The sequence below is a fragment of the Helicobacter monodelphidis genome (assembly GCF_003288845.1).
Taxonomy (GTDB): domain Bacteria; phylum Campylobacterota; class Campylobacteria; order Campylobacterales; family Helicobacteraceae; genus NHYN01.
On the sequence record NZ_NHYN01000012.1, the window covers coordinates 18512 to 36182 of the forward strand.

At 33.0% G+C, this 17671-nt stretch carries 16 protein-coding genes and 1 pseudogene; 15 read left to right on the forward strand and 2 right to left on the reverse strand.

The features are described from left to right. Positions 1-38: 38 nt before the first annotated feature. The 15 genes and pseudogenes from CCZ01_RS06150 (at position 39) to CCZ01_RS06210 (ending at position 13556) form a co-directional block, all read left to right on the forward strand. On the forward strand, positions 39-476 hold the full coding sequence (locus CCZ01_RS06150; RefSeq protein WP_112052352.1) for a Panacea domain-containing protein: 438 nt from the start codon (positions 39-41) through the stop codon (positions 474-476). Beyond that, positions 466-1212 carry a hypothetical protein gene (locus tag CCZ01_RS06155; RefSeq protein ID WP_112052353.1) on the forward strand — a complete coding sequence of 249 codons (747 nt, stop codon included), beginning with the start codon at positions 466-468 and terminating at the stop codon, positions 1210-1212. The genes CCZ01_RS06150 and CCZ01_RS06155 overlap by 11 nt, the downstream gene beginning before the upstream one ends. 471 nt (positions 1213-1683) lie before the next feature. Continuing rightward, a complete protein-coding gene (locus CCZ01_RS06160; RefSeq protein ID WP_146745222.1) occupies positions 1684-2019 on the forward strand; it encodes a hypothetical protein in 336 nt (111 codons plus the stop codon). Then, positions 1994-2133 (forward strand): annotated as a pseudogene (locus CCZ01_RS11010) (type II restriction endonuclease); the annotation flags it as partial. The gene CCZ01_RS06160 and the pseudogene CCZ01_RS11010, both read left to right, overlap by 26 nt. A gap of 4 nt (positions 2134-2137) precedes the next feature. Further along, positions 2138-2884: a hypothetical protein gene (locus CCZ01_RS06165; RefSeq protein ID WP_112052355.1), complete on the forward strand. Its 747-nt coding sequence runs from the start codon at positions 2138-2140 to the stop codon at positions 2882-2884. A 173-nt stretch (positions 2885-3057) separates the two neighbouring features. Next, on the forward strand, positions 3058-3408 hold the full coding sequence (locus tag CCZ01_RS06170; protein WP_112052356.1) for a hypothetical protein: 351 nt from the start codon (positions 3058-3060) through the stop codon (positions 3406-3408). A gap of 62 nt (positions 3409-3470) precedes the next feature. Next, entirely contained in the window at positions 3471-5432 is a 1962-nt protein-coding gene (locus CCZ01_RS06175) for an HsdM family class I SAM-dependent methyltransferase (protein WP_112052357.1), read from the forward strand. Further along, the gene (locus CCZ01_RS06180; RefSeq protein WP_112052358.1) at positions 5425-5988 is read left to right on the forward strand and encodes a restriction endonuclease subunit S; all 564 of its coding nucleotides are present in this window, start codon (positions 5425-5427) and stop codon (positions 5986-5988) included. Before CCZ01_RS06175 ends, CCZ01_RS06180 begins: the two co-directional genes overlap by 8 nt. Further along, positions 5966-6373 carry a restriction endonuclease subunit S gene (locus CCZ01_RS06185; RefSeq protein ID WP_220106542.1) on the forward strand — a complete coding sequence of 136 codons (408 nt, stop codon included), beginning with the start codon at positions 5966-5968 and terminating at the stop codon, positions 6371-6373. The genes CCZ01_RS06180 and CCZ01_RS06185 overlap by 23 nt, the downstream gene beginning before the upstream one ends. 87 nt (positions 6374-6460) lie before the next feature. After that, on the forward strand, positions 6461-6703 hold the full coding sequence (locus CCZ01_RS10385) for a hypothetical protein (protein WP_181566346.1): 243 nt from the start codon (positions 6461-6463) through the stop codon (positions 6701-6703). 324 nt (positions 6704-7027) lie between these two features. Then, positions 7028-7447, forward strand: a complete 420-nt coding sequence (locus CCZ01_RS06190; protein ID WP_112052359.1) for a rhodanese-like domain-containing protein — start codon at positions 7028-7030, stop codon at positions 7445-7447. Beyond that, the gene (gene dndC, locus CCZ01_RS06195) at positions 7429-8748 is read left to right on the forward strand and encodes a DNA phosphorothioation system sulfurtransferase DndC (RefSeq protein WP_258436878.1); all 1320 of its coding nucleotides are present in this window, start codon (positions 7429-7431) and stop codon (positions 8746-8748) included. The genes CCZ01_RS06190 and dndC overlap by 19 nt, the downstream gene beginning before the upstream one ends. 12 nt (positions 8749-8760) lie before the next feature. Further along, positions 8761-10785: a hypothetical protein gene (locus CCZ01_RS06200; protein ID WP_112052361.1), complete on the forward strand. Its 2025-nt coding sequence runs from the start codon at positions 8761-8763 to the stop codon at positions 10783-10785. 14 nt (positions 10786-10799) lie between these two features. Further along, complete coding sequence (locus tag CCZ01_RS06205) at positions 10800-12317, forward strand: FtsK/SpoIIIE domain-containing protein (RefSeq protein WP_112052362.1); 1518 nt, start codon at positions 10800-10802, stop codon at positions 12315-12317. 276 nt (positions 12318-12593) lie between these two features. After that, a complete protein-coding gene (locus CCZ01_RS06210) occupies positions 12594-13556 on the forward strand; it encodes an HTH domain-containing protein (protein WP_112052363.1) in 963 nt (320 codons plus the stop codon). A 223-nt stretch (positions 13557-13779) separates the two neighbouring features. Here CCZ01_RS06210 and CCZ01_RS06215 read toward each other — a convergent pair whose 3' ends face one another. Together CCZ01_RS06215 and CCZ01_RS06220 are read right to left on the reverse strand one after the other, a co-directional pair. Continuing rightward, the gene (locus CCZ01_RS06215) at positions 13780-14505 is read right to left on the reverse strand and encodes an ABC transporter ATP-binding protein (RefSeq protein ID WP_112052364.1); all 726 of its coding nucleotides are present in this window, start codon (positions 14503-14505) and stop codon (positions 13780-13782) included. After that, on the reverse strand, positions 14495-17671 hold the full coding sequence (locus tag CCZ01_RS06220; protein ID WP_181566341.1) for an efflux RND transporter permease subunit: 3177 nt from the start codon (positions 17669-17671) through the stop codon (positions 14495-14497). The genes CCZ01_RS06215 and CCZ01_RS06220 overlap by 11 nt, the downstream gene beginning before the upstream one ends.

Below are 17671 nucleotides of genomic sequence, written 5' to 3' on the forward strand. Positions count from 1 at the left end.
AATTAATGCATAATACTCAAAATATTAGGAGGTGTAGTATGGCAATAAGTGCTTTAGAGCTTGCAAAATACATCCTTAACAAATCAGATAAGGAATTGAGTAATCTGGAATTACAAAAAACATTGTATTTTACAGAGCTTGATTATATAGAGAATTTTAATGAACATTTAATTGCAGATGATTTTGAGGCTTGGCAATATGGACCTGTTGTAAGGGAAGTTTATGGTGAATATCGCAATTATGGAGCTAATTCGATAGATAAGCCAGAAAAAGAAACTTTATTGGGACTTGATGAAAAAAAACTAGAAGTCATTAATCAATCCATTGAAAAATGCAATAAAAAGTCTTATTGGAAACTAGTCGAAGAAAGTCATAGAGATGGTGGTGCTTGGAAGAAAAGTTTTAAGGAAGGTAAAAAAGAAATAATAAGTAAAGCTTTAATTAAACAAGAAGCGAAAAATAATAATGGTTTCTAAAGAAAAAGATAAAAAATTAGAAAAAATTGTTAGATTGTTATGTGAGGAGCAAAACCTATCTGACAAGCAAAATGGCATAATTAATGATCTTGTTGAAATTTATACGGGAGAGGATAAGTATAGACATCAGTATTCAAAAATTACTACTATTATTCTATACTCAAAAGACAGAGAACAAAGCCTTATGACGCTTGCACAAAATATAAGAATGCTTGAGGATATTGTTGATGAAGAAGATAATGTTGATAAAAAATACAATGAAAGGTTAAAGGATATTAAACCTGAATTAAATAAACTTTATGATCACATTAATCTTGAATGTATTAGACTGCAAGATTTTGATGGTAAAATAAGCGAGATTAAAGAGATGTCTAAAGATGTTGAGAGGGGATATAAGGATTTAAAAAATAATCTAGACAAACAACAAACGCAATATGTTACTATTTTGGGAATTTTTGCTTCTATTGTATTAGCTTTTGTGGGTGGATTAGTGTTTTCAACATCTGTTTTATCTAATATCGATAAAGCAAGCATTTATCGTTTAGTTTTTGTTATGGCTTTTATAGCTTTATTCTTTGGAAATATTTTATACGCTTTGTTTAATTTCCTGTCTAAAATAGTTTTTACTAAGAGTGATAGTGAAATTTGGGATAAGACACCTGTTTGTTGGTTTAATGCCATTATCTGTATAATAATAGTCTGTAACTTTATTGTATATATGTGCAATCATAGATAACTAAACCTTTAAGCGATAAGATAAGTAGCTTTGGTAGAGAGAATCTTGGAAACTAGAGCTTAAAAATTCTGCCACTGATACAAAAGAACTAGAATTTCGAATAGATTCTATGATATATCAACCCTATAAAAGGTAAAATATTAGAATCTTTAAAATCCCTATATTTCTAATCACTTCATCAACACAATCTTTAGTAGATTCTAGGAGAATAAAATTTGCGATTAGAGTAGCAAAATTATTTCTAGTGTTAATAAAACTTAATGGACAAAATCTCAGATATCACTATCCCTCCAATTACCTTAAAGATTACGCCAAGCAAGACCTTTATGGGATATACCTTGACAATAATAGCTCCTCACAATAAAATACACTTCGATATTCCACAAAACCAAATTATCATACAAAAATTGACTATCTCACACATAATCTTATATAATCCCAAAAGTAAATTTATTTAGGATAAGGGTGATTGTGGAAAAATCTAGCATACTTGAGATAATGTCAATAGATACACAGAATCTTCTTGCATATCTCAAATCTTGTGAAAAATATGTGAGTAATCAAAATACTATTGATTTCAAGGAATTTCTAAAGTGGCTTAAGCAAAACTCTCCTGATAAAAAGATAGAACTCCGCATTACTCACGATAATCAAGGTAGAGAAGTAGAGATTGCTTGCACAGATACACCAATATATTTAAATTTTAATAAAATTAGTAATACAAAAATTAAAACTTTAGTGTTTAAAAATATCGAAATAGATGGGATAAAGATTCAAGGGTTTGGTGGAGAGAATATTAGAATCTAAGGCAAAGATTCTAACTTTAATACAAATATGTTAGAATCTGAGATTGATACTTTAGTGTATAAACTCTACAATCTCACAGATGAGGAAATTAAAGTTATTGAGGGTAAAGGATAAATCTATGGAAAATAATACACTAACCATAAAAATAGATAGCGATCAACTTAAAATAGACAATCTTTTTCAAGCTTTAAAAAGCATCGAGGAAGGAATACAAAAAGAATCCTATACAGAAACTGAAATCTATATCAAAGAAGTTCGCAAGGGTTCTATTATTATCGAGCTTATTCAAGTTATTTTAGCAGGTAGTCTGCCTTTTGCTGAAAATGCTAATAGTATTATTTCTTTTATTGAAAAAATAAATAAATATAAAACAATGCTTTTGTCTTCCAATAAAGAACGGATAATCCAAGAGAAAGATATTGATAAATCTGCAATAAAAGAACTGGATACAATAGCAAATGCTATATCAAATAATCCTAATGCAAATATTCAAATTAATACTTTTAATAATTGTAGCTTTAGTTTAGACTCACAAGAATCAACACAAATACAGAAAAATAGCCAACAATATCTATCTGATAGCCATTCTAATGAAGATAAGTCTCGCAGTCAAATTGTATCAAATGCTTTAATATCTTTTGTTCAAACAAATACAAAATCCAAAAAAGCCGATAAAGCGATATGTGAAAAAATATCTAAAAAAGAAGTAAAAACTTTTATTGAGAATACCGAAGTAAAGAAAAATATCTTAAAGAATCCCTATAAATATAATTTTATTGTTGATTTGGAGGTTCAATATAAAGACAACAAGCCCACACTTTATACCATTTTACAATTAAAAGAAAAATTTGAAAATGATGATTAAGTGTAAACTTAAATTATTAAAGGAAAAATATAAAACAGCAAAAATAATAAAATATAAAGTTAAACTTATTGGAGATTTGATAAATATTGATTAAGGCGAATCCCACGCAAAAATCATATTCTATAAAAGATTTTGCTATCATTGCAAGATAAAAATATCATTTGAAGGCGGGTATGGACAATCAACAATACCTCATCATCATCAAGGGTGAGGACAAAACAAGCGAGATTATAAGCTACGCATTTCAAGGCGAAAAAGTCGAAATTACTTATCCAAATAAAACATATCTCTATGCGAAAAACAATGTCGAGATTTTTACCAATCCGCTTGATTTGGGCGATAAGATAAGCTTAAAGCAAGGGGATTTGCTCTGTGTGCAACAAGCCCTCAAATTTGATACCTATATCAAAATCTTTTTTGACAATGGCACGGAGGAGATTATCCCCTCAAGTGCGCTTCAAGCAAGTTCAGATTCTCACGCAAAACCCCATATAATCCTATTTCTAAGCTCTCTTACACTCTAAGGAGCTTTATATTTTATGATATAATTTATCTTGAATTTCACACTTTAATATTTGAGTATGTTATGGCAAAAAAAGAAATAAAAACAGATTTGTGGGTATATGAGCTTTTAAAGGAGGCTAATATTAATTTAAGTCCGCAAGGCAGTGATATAAAAGAACTTAGCGAAGCTTTAAGCAAAGCTTCCAAAAAAGGCACAGGAGGAGTGGGTTACCCCGAATATGTGGGCGTGGTGAAAGATTTTGTAATCGTGATTGAGGATAAAGCGAGTGTGGATAAGCACATAAAGCACGATGAAAACAATCTCATCTCACAAAAGCAAAAAGATATAGAAAATTATGCGTTAAATGGGGCTTTATGGTATGCAAAAGCAATTATTAAACATCAAACTTCGTATAAAAAAGTCTTTGCTATTGCTGTGAGTGGTAACGAGAAAAACCATAGAATCACTCCCTTATTTATTGATGATGGTGCATTTATTAGAGAGCCTTTAGAAGATATAGAAACTTTTATGCTTTTAAATGAGAAAAATATAGACGAGTATTACAAACGAGAAGTTTTAAAAGAAGATTCGCCAAAACAAAAAACCAAAGAAGAAATAGAAAAAATCGCTACAAGATTACACGAAGATTTAAGAAATTATGGAGCATTAGACGATAGAAATAAGCCTTTGGTTGTCGCTGGAATCTTATTAGCCCTTGATGAGATGAAAGCACAAAATTTAACATTAGAGCATCTCAATAATGATACAATTAACACCGATGGCAATAAGATTTATGGATTAATTGAATCCAATCTCAAACGCTCTAGTCTCTCTCCTCAAGTCAAATTTGACAAGGTTCTTACTCAATTTTCTGTCATAAAAGATACAAAAAAGATAAATGAAATATGCGAAATAACCGATAAAAAAGGTTCGAAAATTAATTCGACACCCTTAAAATATTATGCAAAAACTATTAAAGAAGAAATTTTTGACTCTATTCATATCATAAAAAATTCTTATGATTATTTAGGAGTGTTTTATAGCGAATTTATGCGTTTTAGTGGCGGAGATGGACAGACTTTAGGAATTGTTTTAACCCCTACGCACATTACAGAATTATTTTGTGATTTAGTTGATTTAAAGATGAGTGACAGAGTGCTTGACCCTTATTGCGGGACAGCTGGATTCTTAATCACCGCTATGGATTATATGCTTCTTAAGACAGATAAAGAAGAGCAAAAAAGACAAATCAAACAAAATCAGCTTTTTGGTTTTGAGCTTCAATCTTTTATGTTTGCAGTCGCTACGACAAATATGGTTTTGCGAGGAGATGGTAAAAGCAATCTAAATGATGAGGATTTTTTAAAACAAAATCCCTTAAAACTCCAAGAAAACTTTATGGCAAATGTTGGCTTTATGAATCCTCCTTATTCTCAAGGTAAAATTGACAAAAGACTAACAGAAATCGCATTTACAGAACATTTATGTGATTCTATACTTAAGGGTGGTAAAGTAGTTGTCATCGTCCCTCAATCAGCAATGACAGGGAAAAGCAAAGAAGAAAAGGCTATTAAAGAAAATATATTAAAACATCACACTTTAGAAGGGGTTATTACGCTTAATAAAAACACTTTCTATGGGGTAGGGACAAATCCTTGTATCGCAGTTTTTACCACAGGCTTACCCCATGATAAAGAGAAAATTTGCAAATTTATCAACTTTGAAGATGATGGTTTTGAGGTGCAAAAACATAGGGGCTTGGTAGAGACTATCCACGCAAAAGATAAAAAAGCTCATTTGCTCGATATTTGGTTTGAGAGAAAAGAAGCCCCTTCAAAATTCTGCGTAAAAACAACCATAGAATCTGATGATGAATGGCTGCATAGTTTTTATTATTTTAATGATGAGATTCCAAGTCAAAGTGATTTTGAAAAGACAATGGCTGATTATCTCACATTTGAGTTTAATATGATAACGCATGGCAGAGGGTATTTATTTGGACTTGATGAGAATAAAAATAAGATAGAGGCTAAAAATGAGTGAAAAGCTAAGTTTAGATTCTGTAGAATGGGGAGAATTTGTAATAGGGGAGATTTTTGAGGTTACTTCAACTTTAAGTGGTATTGATAAAAATAAACTAAATGGCAAGGAAGGTAAAATCCCATATATTACAAGAACAGATAAACAAAATGGCATAGATAGTTTCATTGATACCCAAGAATTATATACTAGAAATGATGGGAATGTGATTACCATTGGGCTTGATACACAAACAGCTTTTTATCAAAATAACTATTTTTATACAGGACAAAATATACAAATTTTGTTTAATAAAAAACTCAATAAATATAATGCTATATTTATTTTACGAAATCTTAAAGTGTTTATGACAAAATTTAATTGGGGTGGCAATGGAGCAACTCTTACTAGACTAAAACGAGGCAAAATTTTGCTTCCAAAAACTACCGATAATAAACCCCATTGGGAATTTATGGAAAGCTATATGAGACAAATCGAGCAAAAACATCTAAAAACTATCATTGCTTATTATCACTCTAAAATTGATTCAGATTCTAATGGGGGGGGTAATAACCTTTGATTTAGAAGAATACAAAACATTTTGTGATAATTTTAGAACTCATAACAGCCTCCATACTTGCAAATGGAGAGAATTTTATTTTGATGAAATTTTTACCAAGATTCAAAGAGGTAAAAGGCTAATAAAAGCAAATCAAACTCAAGGTAAAACCCCTTATGTCTCATCGAGTGCTATAAATAATGGAATTGATAATTTTATAGATAATGATAGTGGGGTTCGTAAATTTCAAAATTGTATTAGCATAGCAAATAGTGGTAGTGTGGGAAGTGCATTTTTTCATCATTATACATTTATTGCAAGCGACCATATCACAAAGCTTGAAAATAAACAATTCAGTAAGTTATGTTTATCTTTTTCTTGTGCCACTTATTCATCGTTTGAGTGAGAAATATAGCTTTAATCGTGAGATAAATGATAAAAGAATTAAAAGAGAGAAACTTATATTACCCATAGATTCTAAAGGTAATCCTGATTGGAAATTTATGGAATCTTATATGAAAAATGTAGAAAAACAACAATTAGAAAAGTATTTACAATATTTGAAATTAAAATAATTTTTGATACAAAATGTTTAGATTCTATCTTTGAGAAATATAACGCACCCTTGCTCCGCCTTAGCACGATAGGGAGCAATGAAGAAGTGATGATAGAATCTAAAATCAGAGAGGAGTTAAGGAAACCTCATGATAGCACAATATCCAATTCGTCACACTAAAGCAAATGCGAAGTATCCAAAAAAGACAATGTAGATTCTAAAACTATGGATTCTTCAGTCGTTACACTTCTTCAGAATGACAAAAAATATTTTAAAATGAGAGGTGCATCAATAAATAAAAATATACTAGATTGTGCTTTGTAGAACTTCACGGAAACTTTATTATTGATAATAAATTCAGTATAGAATCTCAATGAAACAAGCATACCAAACAAATGACTAAATTATAATTCCATAAAAAGCATAAAAAGAGCTTTTTCTATTTTTATGATATAATTCAACTTTTTAAGTAAATAGTATTGAATATAAATTTTAGGGATTTTTATGAGTGCAAAAAGTGTAAGGCAATTAGCTTTAGAGGAATTTCGCAACAATCAAGATAGCTTTTGCATTATCGATATTCGTGGGAAACAAGCCTTTCACGCAACACATTTACGAGATTCTATCAATCTGCAGACTTTGGAGGAGATTTTGGATTTTCTATGCTCTTCGCAAGTTACAAAACCACTTTTACTTATCTGCTTTAGTAGTGCAAAAGCTAAACAAATAGCTTTAAAACTTACAAAATCTCTTTCAAATATATCCGCAACAATCTATCAGGGAAGTGTGTATTATCTCAATGCGGGGATTATGGAGGTTGCTGATAACGGGATTCCTATCACAGAATCACAAGCAAATCCTTACTCAAACACCATTACTATGGGGGGGGGGGGCGACTACCTCCTTTGGTCGCCCATACCATAGAGGATATTAAGTCTAAATATCTCTCATCAAAAAGAGCTTTTGTCGTCGCCTTTAGTGGTGGGAAAGATTCGACTTGTGTTTTACAGCTCGTCTATGAAATGCTTGTATCCTTGCCACAAGAGCAGAGACGACCGACATTTGCCATAGCCTCAAATACACTTGTAGAAGCTCCTCATATAGAGAGATTCCTGCAATCAGTCATCACTTCAATCAACAAACACGCAAGAGAAAATGGGATTCCATTTGAGGTCATAGAAGTCGCACCAGAATCTAAAGATGAATTTTGGGTAAATCTCATCGGCAAAGGCTATCCAAGCCCGACAAGGACATTTCGCTGGTGCACCGATAGATTGAAAATCACACCGACAAAATCAACAATTGCAAATATCACTCACAAGTTTGGAAGCGTGTTATTATGTCTTGGCACAAGAAAGCAAGAATCCACTAATCGCAAAAAATCTATGGAAAAACGTGTATTAAACGAAGATGGCTATTCACAGCACCATGAATTCCCAAACACTCTCACTTATTCACCGATAGCACAATGGAGTACTGATGATGTCTGGGGATATTTGATTGGCAATAAACCGCTATGGGACAAAGACCATAGTGAGCTTTTTGCACTCTACTCTAAGGCAAGTGGCGATGAATGTCAATTTATCACGGATTTGAGACAAAGTAGCTGTGGCGGGAGTCGCTTTGGGTGCTGGGTTTGCACGGTGGTCAATGAGGATAAATCCCTACAAGGCTTTATAGGTAATGGAGAATCTCATCTCAAGCCACTTAATGAGTTTCGCAATTTTATCAAAGATTTAAGGGAGAATCCACAATCAAGGGCAGATTATAAGCGAGATGGCAGGGCTGTATATAAAGTCGGTGGGCTTGGACCGTTTTTAAGCTCAACACGAATTGAGATTCTACATAGGCTTTTGGAAGCTGAAAAGGATTTTAAAAACAATGGTGGAGATAATTTAATTTCAGATTCTCAAATCTTGGCTATTCAAGAAGAATGGGATAAAGATTTTGACTTTAATGATACTGCAATAAACCTAGCAAAGGAGTATAACAGAATGGAAAAATACGAAGTAAAAACGCAAAGTAATATTTTGCATAAAGAAATTTTAGAAGAAATCATAGCAAATGATAGTGAGAATCTAGGATTAGATTCTCAAAAAGTAGAGAATGTCATTGCAAAAAGTATTGAAATTTTTAATGACAATGGCAAGACAAATGCTAATCGTAAAATCAAACAAGAAATTGAAAAAATACTTGATGATAAAACGAGCAAATCTCAATTCTAAAAGGAATAATCAATGTTTATAGAAAAAATTATAATTTGCAATATATTTGCATATTATGACAAGGTTGAGGTAGATTTTATCCATATCCCAAATAAAAATCTCTATTTTATTTATGGCAAAAATGGCTATGGAAAAACAAGCTTTATCCGCTGTGCAAAGTTACTTTTTCTAGGAAGTGGGCTTTTGGAAGAAAATAATAAGATTCCAGAAATTATTGAGAGATTTGGTAAAAATATCAAGCTACCATCTCCTTATATATTTATCGAGGGAAGCAAGACAAATTCTTGGAATGGAATCCTCAATAAAACTGCAGTAAGCGAAGAAAAAAGAGAATATTATATAGAGTTTCAAGGCAAAATTGACAATAAAGCTTTTTGCCTTAAGCGAAGTTGGAATAAGTCTTTTAAAACAAATGAATTAAATGAGAGTTTAGAATTAGTGATTAATAATGAAACATATAAAAATGAAGAGGCTCAAAATGAAGTAAATAAATTTCTACCTCCTAATTTTGTAGAATTCTTTTTCTTTGATGGTGAAGAGATTGAGGATATTAGCGATAATTTACGCTCTTCACTTAAAGAAAAAATTAGTGCAATTTTACAAATCACTCCGCTAGAATGTATCATTAAACAAATTGATAAGATAAAAGATGAATTAAATCAAAGCCAGATTCAAAATCAAGAAGAGAAAAATAGATTTGAAGTAAAGAAAAAAGAGTTAGAATTACATCAAACTAAGCTAGAAAATCTCAATAACGAAATTACTCAAATTGAAAATATGCTTCAAGAGGAACAAGATAAGAAAAAGTCCAAAGAAAATGAAAAAAGCACACTTATTGCCAATCAAAGCGAACGACATAATGAGCTAGAACGACAAAGGGTTAAGCTTGAAGAGGATATTGCTACAACGAGAAACGAGCTTCCTAGCCTCTTACAATCTATCGTCTTTACAAGCAATCCGAAGCTTATTACGAATCTAAAAAATGAAATCGATGAGATATACTCTAAAGCAAATAAAAGTGATATTGAGACGCTTAAAAGGCTTTTACCAGAAATAAAGCATTGTTTCTCTCAAATGCTTGATAGTATTAATGAAATACGAGATTCTAAGGCTTCAAATAAAATTTTAGATTCGCTAGATACTTTGCCAGATTCACTGCAACAACGACTCACATATTCAAATTTACCATTCAATATTATTGAAAATATTAAAGATATGCTGATACGACTTGAAAGCAATAATGCTAATAATCACATAAAAACAATGCAAAGATTAAAAAGAGATTTAAAAGAGATTAATGAAGAAATAAGGGATTTAAACCTTGATGATAGCACAAAAATTAAAGAAGATAATCTCAACGATGAAATAAACAAAATAGAAAGCCAGATAAAACAATATCAAGAAAAGTTAGATTCTAAGAAGGAAGGGAGAATGAAATTAAAAATTGAAGAAGAGAATTTAGAAAAAGATATTCATATTATCGAACAAAGAATTAATACAGAGAGAATTGATAATAAATTAAAAATATTAAAAAAACTAAGGACATATATAGAATCTTATAAAGATAAGCTAGTTATGCAACTTCGAGAAGATTTGCATACAAAGATTATAGAGAATTATAAGATTCTATTACCTGATGATAATATCGCTGATTTAGAGATTAATAATGATTTTGAAATGACTTTAAAAGATAGTTATGGCAATAATATCAATGTGGCAAATCAAAGCAGTGGGCAAAAACAGATTCTAGCTATTTCTATCTTTTGGGCATTAAGCAAACTCTCGCAATCCCAAATTCCGCTTATCATCGATACACCATTAAGTAGGATTGATAGGGCAAATCGCAAAAGGATTATCCAGCAATATTATGCTAAGGGTGCAGAACAAGTAATTATACTTCCTCACGATGGCGAAATGGGATATGAGGAATATGAGTATTCTAAAACTTATCTTGCTGGATTATATAAGATAGATAATCCAAGTGATAGACAACACGCGACAATCAAAGAAGTAGCAATAGAAAATATACTTAATTAGGACGGAGGAAAGAAATGGCAGATTTTTATACAAATAAAGCAGAGGAGTATTTGATTCAAAGAATTATTGGCAGAGATGGTTTAGGATTTAGTCCCGATACTTTGCCTAAATATTTCATACTGCGTCTCGCCCTCTCTCTTGCCCTTAAACTCCCACATCTCCCACTTCATTCACCAGAATGGGAGAGGAAACGATTAGATGCTCAAAGAGATAAAGAATATCATTTAGAGCAACTCACAGGCAAAGGAAAATCCAAACAAGAAGACTTTGATAGCCTCACACGAAGCATATTCTATATCAACCACAAAGATGAACTCAATGACAAAAATATTGATATTTTTTCTCACGATGAAAAATACTTAGAGATTCTCTCCAAGTACATTCATCGCGGTTTGTATGAGATACACAATACTTGGAAAAATAATGACTGCTTTTATCAATGGTGTATTGATAATCTCAAACTTGACTTCCCCCCACAATCGCACAAAAATATAGAATCTTCCACACAAAATAAGGATTTATTTGAACAAATCAAACAATATTTTTCAAAATTCAGTATTGATGTAGAGCATATCAATACCACACAATCCTATCGTCACGATATTTGCCGCATACAGATACTTGATTCTAGTAAAATAGAATCATTTAAAAATAAAGCAAAAAATCTCGAAGATGAACTCGGCGTAGAGAGCGTATTGTTGCAATCGTGTAAAGAAAATAATCTCTCCAAAACCTATGATATTCAAGTGGCAAAACCACAAGATAAATGGAGCAAAATCACTAAAGATGACTTTAAACAAGGCATAGAATCTCTTCATACTAAGGACTACAAGCTAGGAATCTTCGCAGGATTTGGTATCGATAAAAATCCTTATTGTTTTGATTTGGCTTCAGCCCCTCATCTCTTTGCCGCAGGGGCAACCGGGAGTGGAAAAACGATTTTATTGCAAAATATCATTATCTCTTTGCTAAAAAATAAAAATCGCATTGATATTATCATCATAGACCCCAAAAATGGCACAGACTATAAAATTTTTGAATCTCACTTGGAAGAATTTATTATCGATATGCGTCAAGCAAGTAAAAAGCTTGATGAATATATCGATGAAATGGAGGAGCGTTACAAGCTACTTGCAGGGCATAATGCAGATGATATAAACGCACTTAATCTTCCTTATCAAGTCATCATCATCGATGAACTAAACGACCTTGTGATGAGTGATAAAACGATAAATGACAAACTCACACGACTAGCCCAAAAATCTCGTCAAGCAGGAATCCACCTCATACTTGGCACACAGAGACCAGATTCTAAAGTTTTCACAGGAGGCTTGCGGAGCAATATCCCTACTAGAATCGCCCTCAAAGTTTCTAAGGCAAGTGATTCACGAATAATCCTTGATGAAAATGGTGCAGAAAAGTTACTTGGGCAAGGCGATATGCTTATCAAAACCACAAAGTCAAGTGAGCTTAAACGCGTGTTTGGCGCGAAGTTAGAGGCTAGTGAGATACAATCTCTCATTGTAAGATAAATGATTTTTTTTACAACCTACCAACTTTATGATATGGATTGTGTTGTTTGAAAATACTTAGACAATAGCACCACATATCTAAGATTCTTTATTTTACTTAATCACACTATCGCCCTTTTAGCGCATTTTCACATCATTTATGCTAAAATCTTGGTTTTTTATAGCAATATTCACAGATTGTCATAGCTTTTTGGCAAAGTCTCACAACATAGATAATTTATAGAATCTTAACTTATATAAAACACAACACTTGGCTTGATGGTTTTGGAGGTTATTATGCAGCATTCACATAAAAAGCTTACATTTTTGGCACTTGCACAAGCAGTGCTAGAGGAGAGCAAAATCCCGCTTAATGCAGGGCAAATATGGGAGGAGGCACAAGCAAAAGGCTTGGATAAGGAACTAGGGAGTATTGGCAAAACACCTAGACGAACACTTGAGGCGAGACTCTACACAGACATTAAAAGCGAAGATTCTCCCTTCATATTTGCCTCAAAGAAGCCCACGACTTTATGGCTCAAATCTCGCGAAAGTGAGCTAGATAAGCCACATATAGAGGAGCAGATTTTAGAGAGTGAAAAAGTTTCAATGCAAAAAAGTAAATTTAAAGAACGCGATTTGCACCCATTGCTTGTGAAGTATTTGAGTGAAAATGAGCATTTCAGACTCTATTGCAAGACAATCCGCCACGAAACAAGCAAGAAATCTCAAAGTGGGCAGGATAAATGGAATTACCCTGACATTGTTGGGATTCACTTCGCATTTAGTGATGATTATGAGAGCGAGACTTTGGAATTACTTGATGCTATCGGCTATTCGAACTATAAACTTTGCTCTTTTGAGCTAAAAATTGCTTTAAATTTTAGCAACCTCAAAGAATCTTATTTCCAAGCCGTCTCTAATTCAAGTTGGGCGAATGAGGGATATTTGGTGGTATTTGAGGAGATTGATGATGAGATTCTCACTGAATTAAGGCGGCTAAATACGAGCTTTGGGATTGGGGTGATTCAGCTGACAAGTGATATTGTAAGCTCAAAAATCCTCTTATCCTCACAAAGTAGGGATATAGATAGTGAAACACTCAATATGCTTGTGAGTAAGAATCCTAATTTTAGGGACTTTGTGGATTCTGTGGTAAAAGATATTGACATTAGAGATGAAAAGCGAATCGTCAAGGATAGCTATGATGAGATTCTCAACGACAAAGAGTTAGAAAAATATTTGAAAGATAAAAAATAGAAAACAATACTTAAATCCTACTATAATGGCATGAAAATGGCTTGTTGCCCTATCTGCTATCAAACAACTTATGACAAAAATATGTTCCTTAATCTACAAAAACTCATCTCATGAAAGATTAAGGTTAAGCTAAAAACAAAAGACAAAATGCTAAACACCACAAAGACTGGAACAAGATTTAAATTTAATCCTCATCGCTAAAATATGTTTCACATGAAACATATTAACGAATAAACGCAATTACTTCTTCTCTTTTACTCTGTGCAAATTCTTCTTTTGTACCATATTCAATAATTTTCCCCTCAAAAAGCATAGCAATGTCGTCTGCTGATTTAAAGCTCTCCTTAATGTCATGGCTAATTAAGATAGAAGTTACATGCAATTCGTCTTGCAAGTGGCGAATCATTTGTGTAATATGATTGCTTGAAATAGGGTCTAAACCACTTGTAGGTTCATCGTACAAAATCACCTTAGGATTCATCGCAATACTTCTCGCAAGCCCAACTCTCTTTTTCATACCACCACTCAATTCATCAGGAAAAAGATTTAAAACAACATTAGGCTTTAAACCTACAAGTTCTAATTTCTCACAAACAATGCGATAAATCTCCTTTTCACTCATCAAAGTATGCTCCCTTAAGGGAAATGCAACATTCTCAAACACATTCTTAGAGTCAAACAATGCACCTGATTGAAACAAGAATCCAATCTGTTTGCGAATTTCATACAATCTCTTTATTGAAAGCTGTGTAATATTTTCGCCACCTATCAAAATATCTCCGCGATTAGGCTCAATCAAACGCACAATTAACTTAATAATTGTTGATTTTCCCCCACCAGATGTCCCGAAAATGACGGTTGTGCGTCCGGGTTTAATGGTTAGATTCACGCCTCTTAAAATTTCCCGCTCTCCAAAAGATTTGTATATATTTCTCAATTCAATTTTCATATTTTACTCTCTTAGCAAATCGAATCTTATTTAAAATTTTATCTTTCAATGATTCTCTTTGTGGCTTAGACTGACGATTTTGATGGATCAGAGCATAAATCAAAGGTAAATAGTAAAGATTCAGAACCGTTCCCCACGCAAGTCCAAAGCCCAAACAAATAGCTAGAGGTTGCAAAATCACCGCTTGCCCAGATGGAAAAAAAATCAATGTAGCCAATCCAATAAAAGTTGTAATAGAGGTTAGCATAATAGGTCTCAGACGTTTGGTTGCATTTGCAAAAAATTCCTGCACATTCTTTGCCTTGCGTAAAAAATCAAGCATTACAATCCCATCATTTACAACAACTCCACACAACCCCAAAAGCCCAAGCAAAGAAGTCATAGATAAGTTTACGCCCATAATCAAATGCCCAAGAACCGCACCAAGCAAAGATAGTGGAATTACAGAAAGAACGGCAAAAGAAATCGCTAAAGAATTAAACATTAAAAGCAAAGTTATAAAAATTAATGATAGGGCAACTGCACTTGCAATAATCATATCCTGAAAGAGAATCACATTTTGTTCATATTCTCCGCCTAAACGCACAGCAATACCTTGCTGTTTGAATTCTTCCAATGTAGGATTTAAAAGCGACAATATCGAATTTGCATTCGTTTCTTCAGCATTCACATTAATTGAAAGAGTACGTGTACGATCACCCTCTTGCTTTTTTATACGTTCAATGGTTTGTTGTTCAGTGATTGTTGCAACATCTTTTAATAATACCTGTTTTTCTCCAGTATTTACCACAAAATATTTCAATGTATTCAAGTCATCTTTATATGTATCTTCGATTCTTATCTGAACAATCCCATCAGAATCAAGGCTTTTTCCACGTTTTGCAAACAAAAAAGAATCACTTAAGGCAGCACTCAACTTACCCTCATTCAGCCCTAAGCTTTCTCCATAATTATTGATAGAAATTTTTAACTCCGTAATTCCATCTTTCAAATCATCTTGCACATCTCTTATGCCACTTAACCCCTCTGCTTCCGCCTTTAACCTCTTTAAAGCAGAAGCGACTTTCTCATTAGAACCAATTAGAGAAATTTCTATATCTGCATCTGTAATACCCGTTTGCACAGACTGCACAGAAAATTCTACAAAATCCTTATCGCTAATATAAGCCTGAATCTTCTCATTTAGTTCTTTTGCAATAATAAAACTTTTTACCACACGTCGCCCTTCATTACGTTCCTCAAACCAATCAAATGCAAGGATAGGCGTAATGTAACGTTCCAAAAAATTATCCTCCATTGCATCTTCTAATTCCACTTTTACCATAAACACATTACTTGCTTGTTCTGACTCCATACCCTTTTGGCGAAATCCGCTAAAAGCAGAAGTTGAACGGATAAAATATTGTTCCTTGTGGGAAAGAATCTCTTTTTCTAAGCCATTAACAGCTTTAATAGTCTCTTCAAGAGTATAAGAACTAGGTAGTTGCCCATTGATATGAATCTCATTGCCATCAAAAGTTGTAAAAAGTTGATATTTCATAAAAGCATAAATAAAGCAACCAATCGTTAAAATCGGCACAACAACCAAAAAAAGTGTAACTGCAAGCTTTCTCCATGCAAAAATCCATTTCAAAGAAGCATAATACATTTTTAGCACTCTACCCCAACGACGTTGTTTTTCAGCCTTACTAAGAGTATGGGCGGCATGCAGAGGTAAAAAGAAAAAAGATTCAAGCAAAGAGGCAATAATTAAAATAACAATGGCAGCAGGAATGAGTTTAGCAAATGTACCAACATCTCCGCGTATAAAAAACATCGGCAAAAACGCACAAATTGTTGTTACAGCCGCAACAACAACTGGTAAAATTACCTCTTTTGTGCCGTCAAATGCTGCTTGCATAGGGCTTTTTCCCTGCTCAATGTGCCTTTGAATATTTTCAGAAACAATAATCGCATCATCAACAAGAATCCCCACAGCAATTAATGCACCCAATAAACTAATGAGATTCAAACTATAACCAAGAATATAAAAAATTAATGCACCCAACAAGAATGCAAATGGAATACCAAGTGAGACAACAAAAGCTATACGCTTGTTAATCAAAAGCCACATACACCCACCCACAAGCAAAAATCCAAGAGTAATATTCGAAATAACCGTACTTAAGCGATTGCTTACAGGAATAGAACTATCTAGCGAAATAGAAAAAGTAAGATAAGGAAAAGCAGTCTTTAAACGTTCTACTTCCTCTTTAACTCTCTTTGAAAGAGCTATTGCATTGCCCTTCTCATCTTTAGAGATATTGATTGTGAATGATGGAAAACCATTAAAGCTAGAATGCGTACTGCTTTCACCATAGCCATAATAAACCTCTGCAAATTCACGCATTAAAATCCGCTTACCGCCCACACTTACAAGAGTATTGAGTAATTCCTGTGGGTCCTTTTTACCATAGGTTGTAGAAAGGTAATATTGTGCTTCACGGGTTTCAATTGTACCTAATGGAAAAATATACGAAAGATTGGCGATAAAACTTGCGACTTCTTGAGCATTCAGCCCATATGCCTTTAGTTTACTTGAATCAATACGAATCTGAATTTCTTTCTCTGCTTCGCCCAAAAGTTGCACATTACTTAAATTTGGAATTGCTGCAAGCCTCTTTCTTACCTCCTTCGCTTCGCTCAATAGCTGATCTTTATTTAAAATTGCCTCACCATTACGAACTTGTGAAGAAATAGCAACAAGAATTAATGGCATTTGAATATCAACATTCTGTGCAATAGGTTCGTCCATATCACTAGGCAAATTAGGACGTGAAAGTGCAATTGCATCTTTAATACGATTTAATGTGTCACTTTTATCGCTCCCATTCGCTAACTCAACAATCATACTAAAAAAACCAGATTGTATTGTGGATTCTATTTTTGTAATGGCTGGAATAGAACGTAATTGGTCCTCAATATCACTCACCGCCATTTTATCCAAATTATCTGCACTTGCACCAGGATACGCACCTGAAATCATTATTTTATCGGAAGCAAAAGGGGGAAACATCTCACGCGGTAAAGCAGAGTATGCATAAAAACCTGCCAACATTAGAAAAAATGTAAGCGTATAGTTTAATCGATAATTATGGAGGAAGAACTTAATCAAATTTTCTAGCAA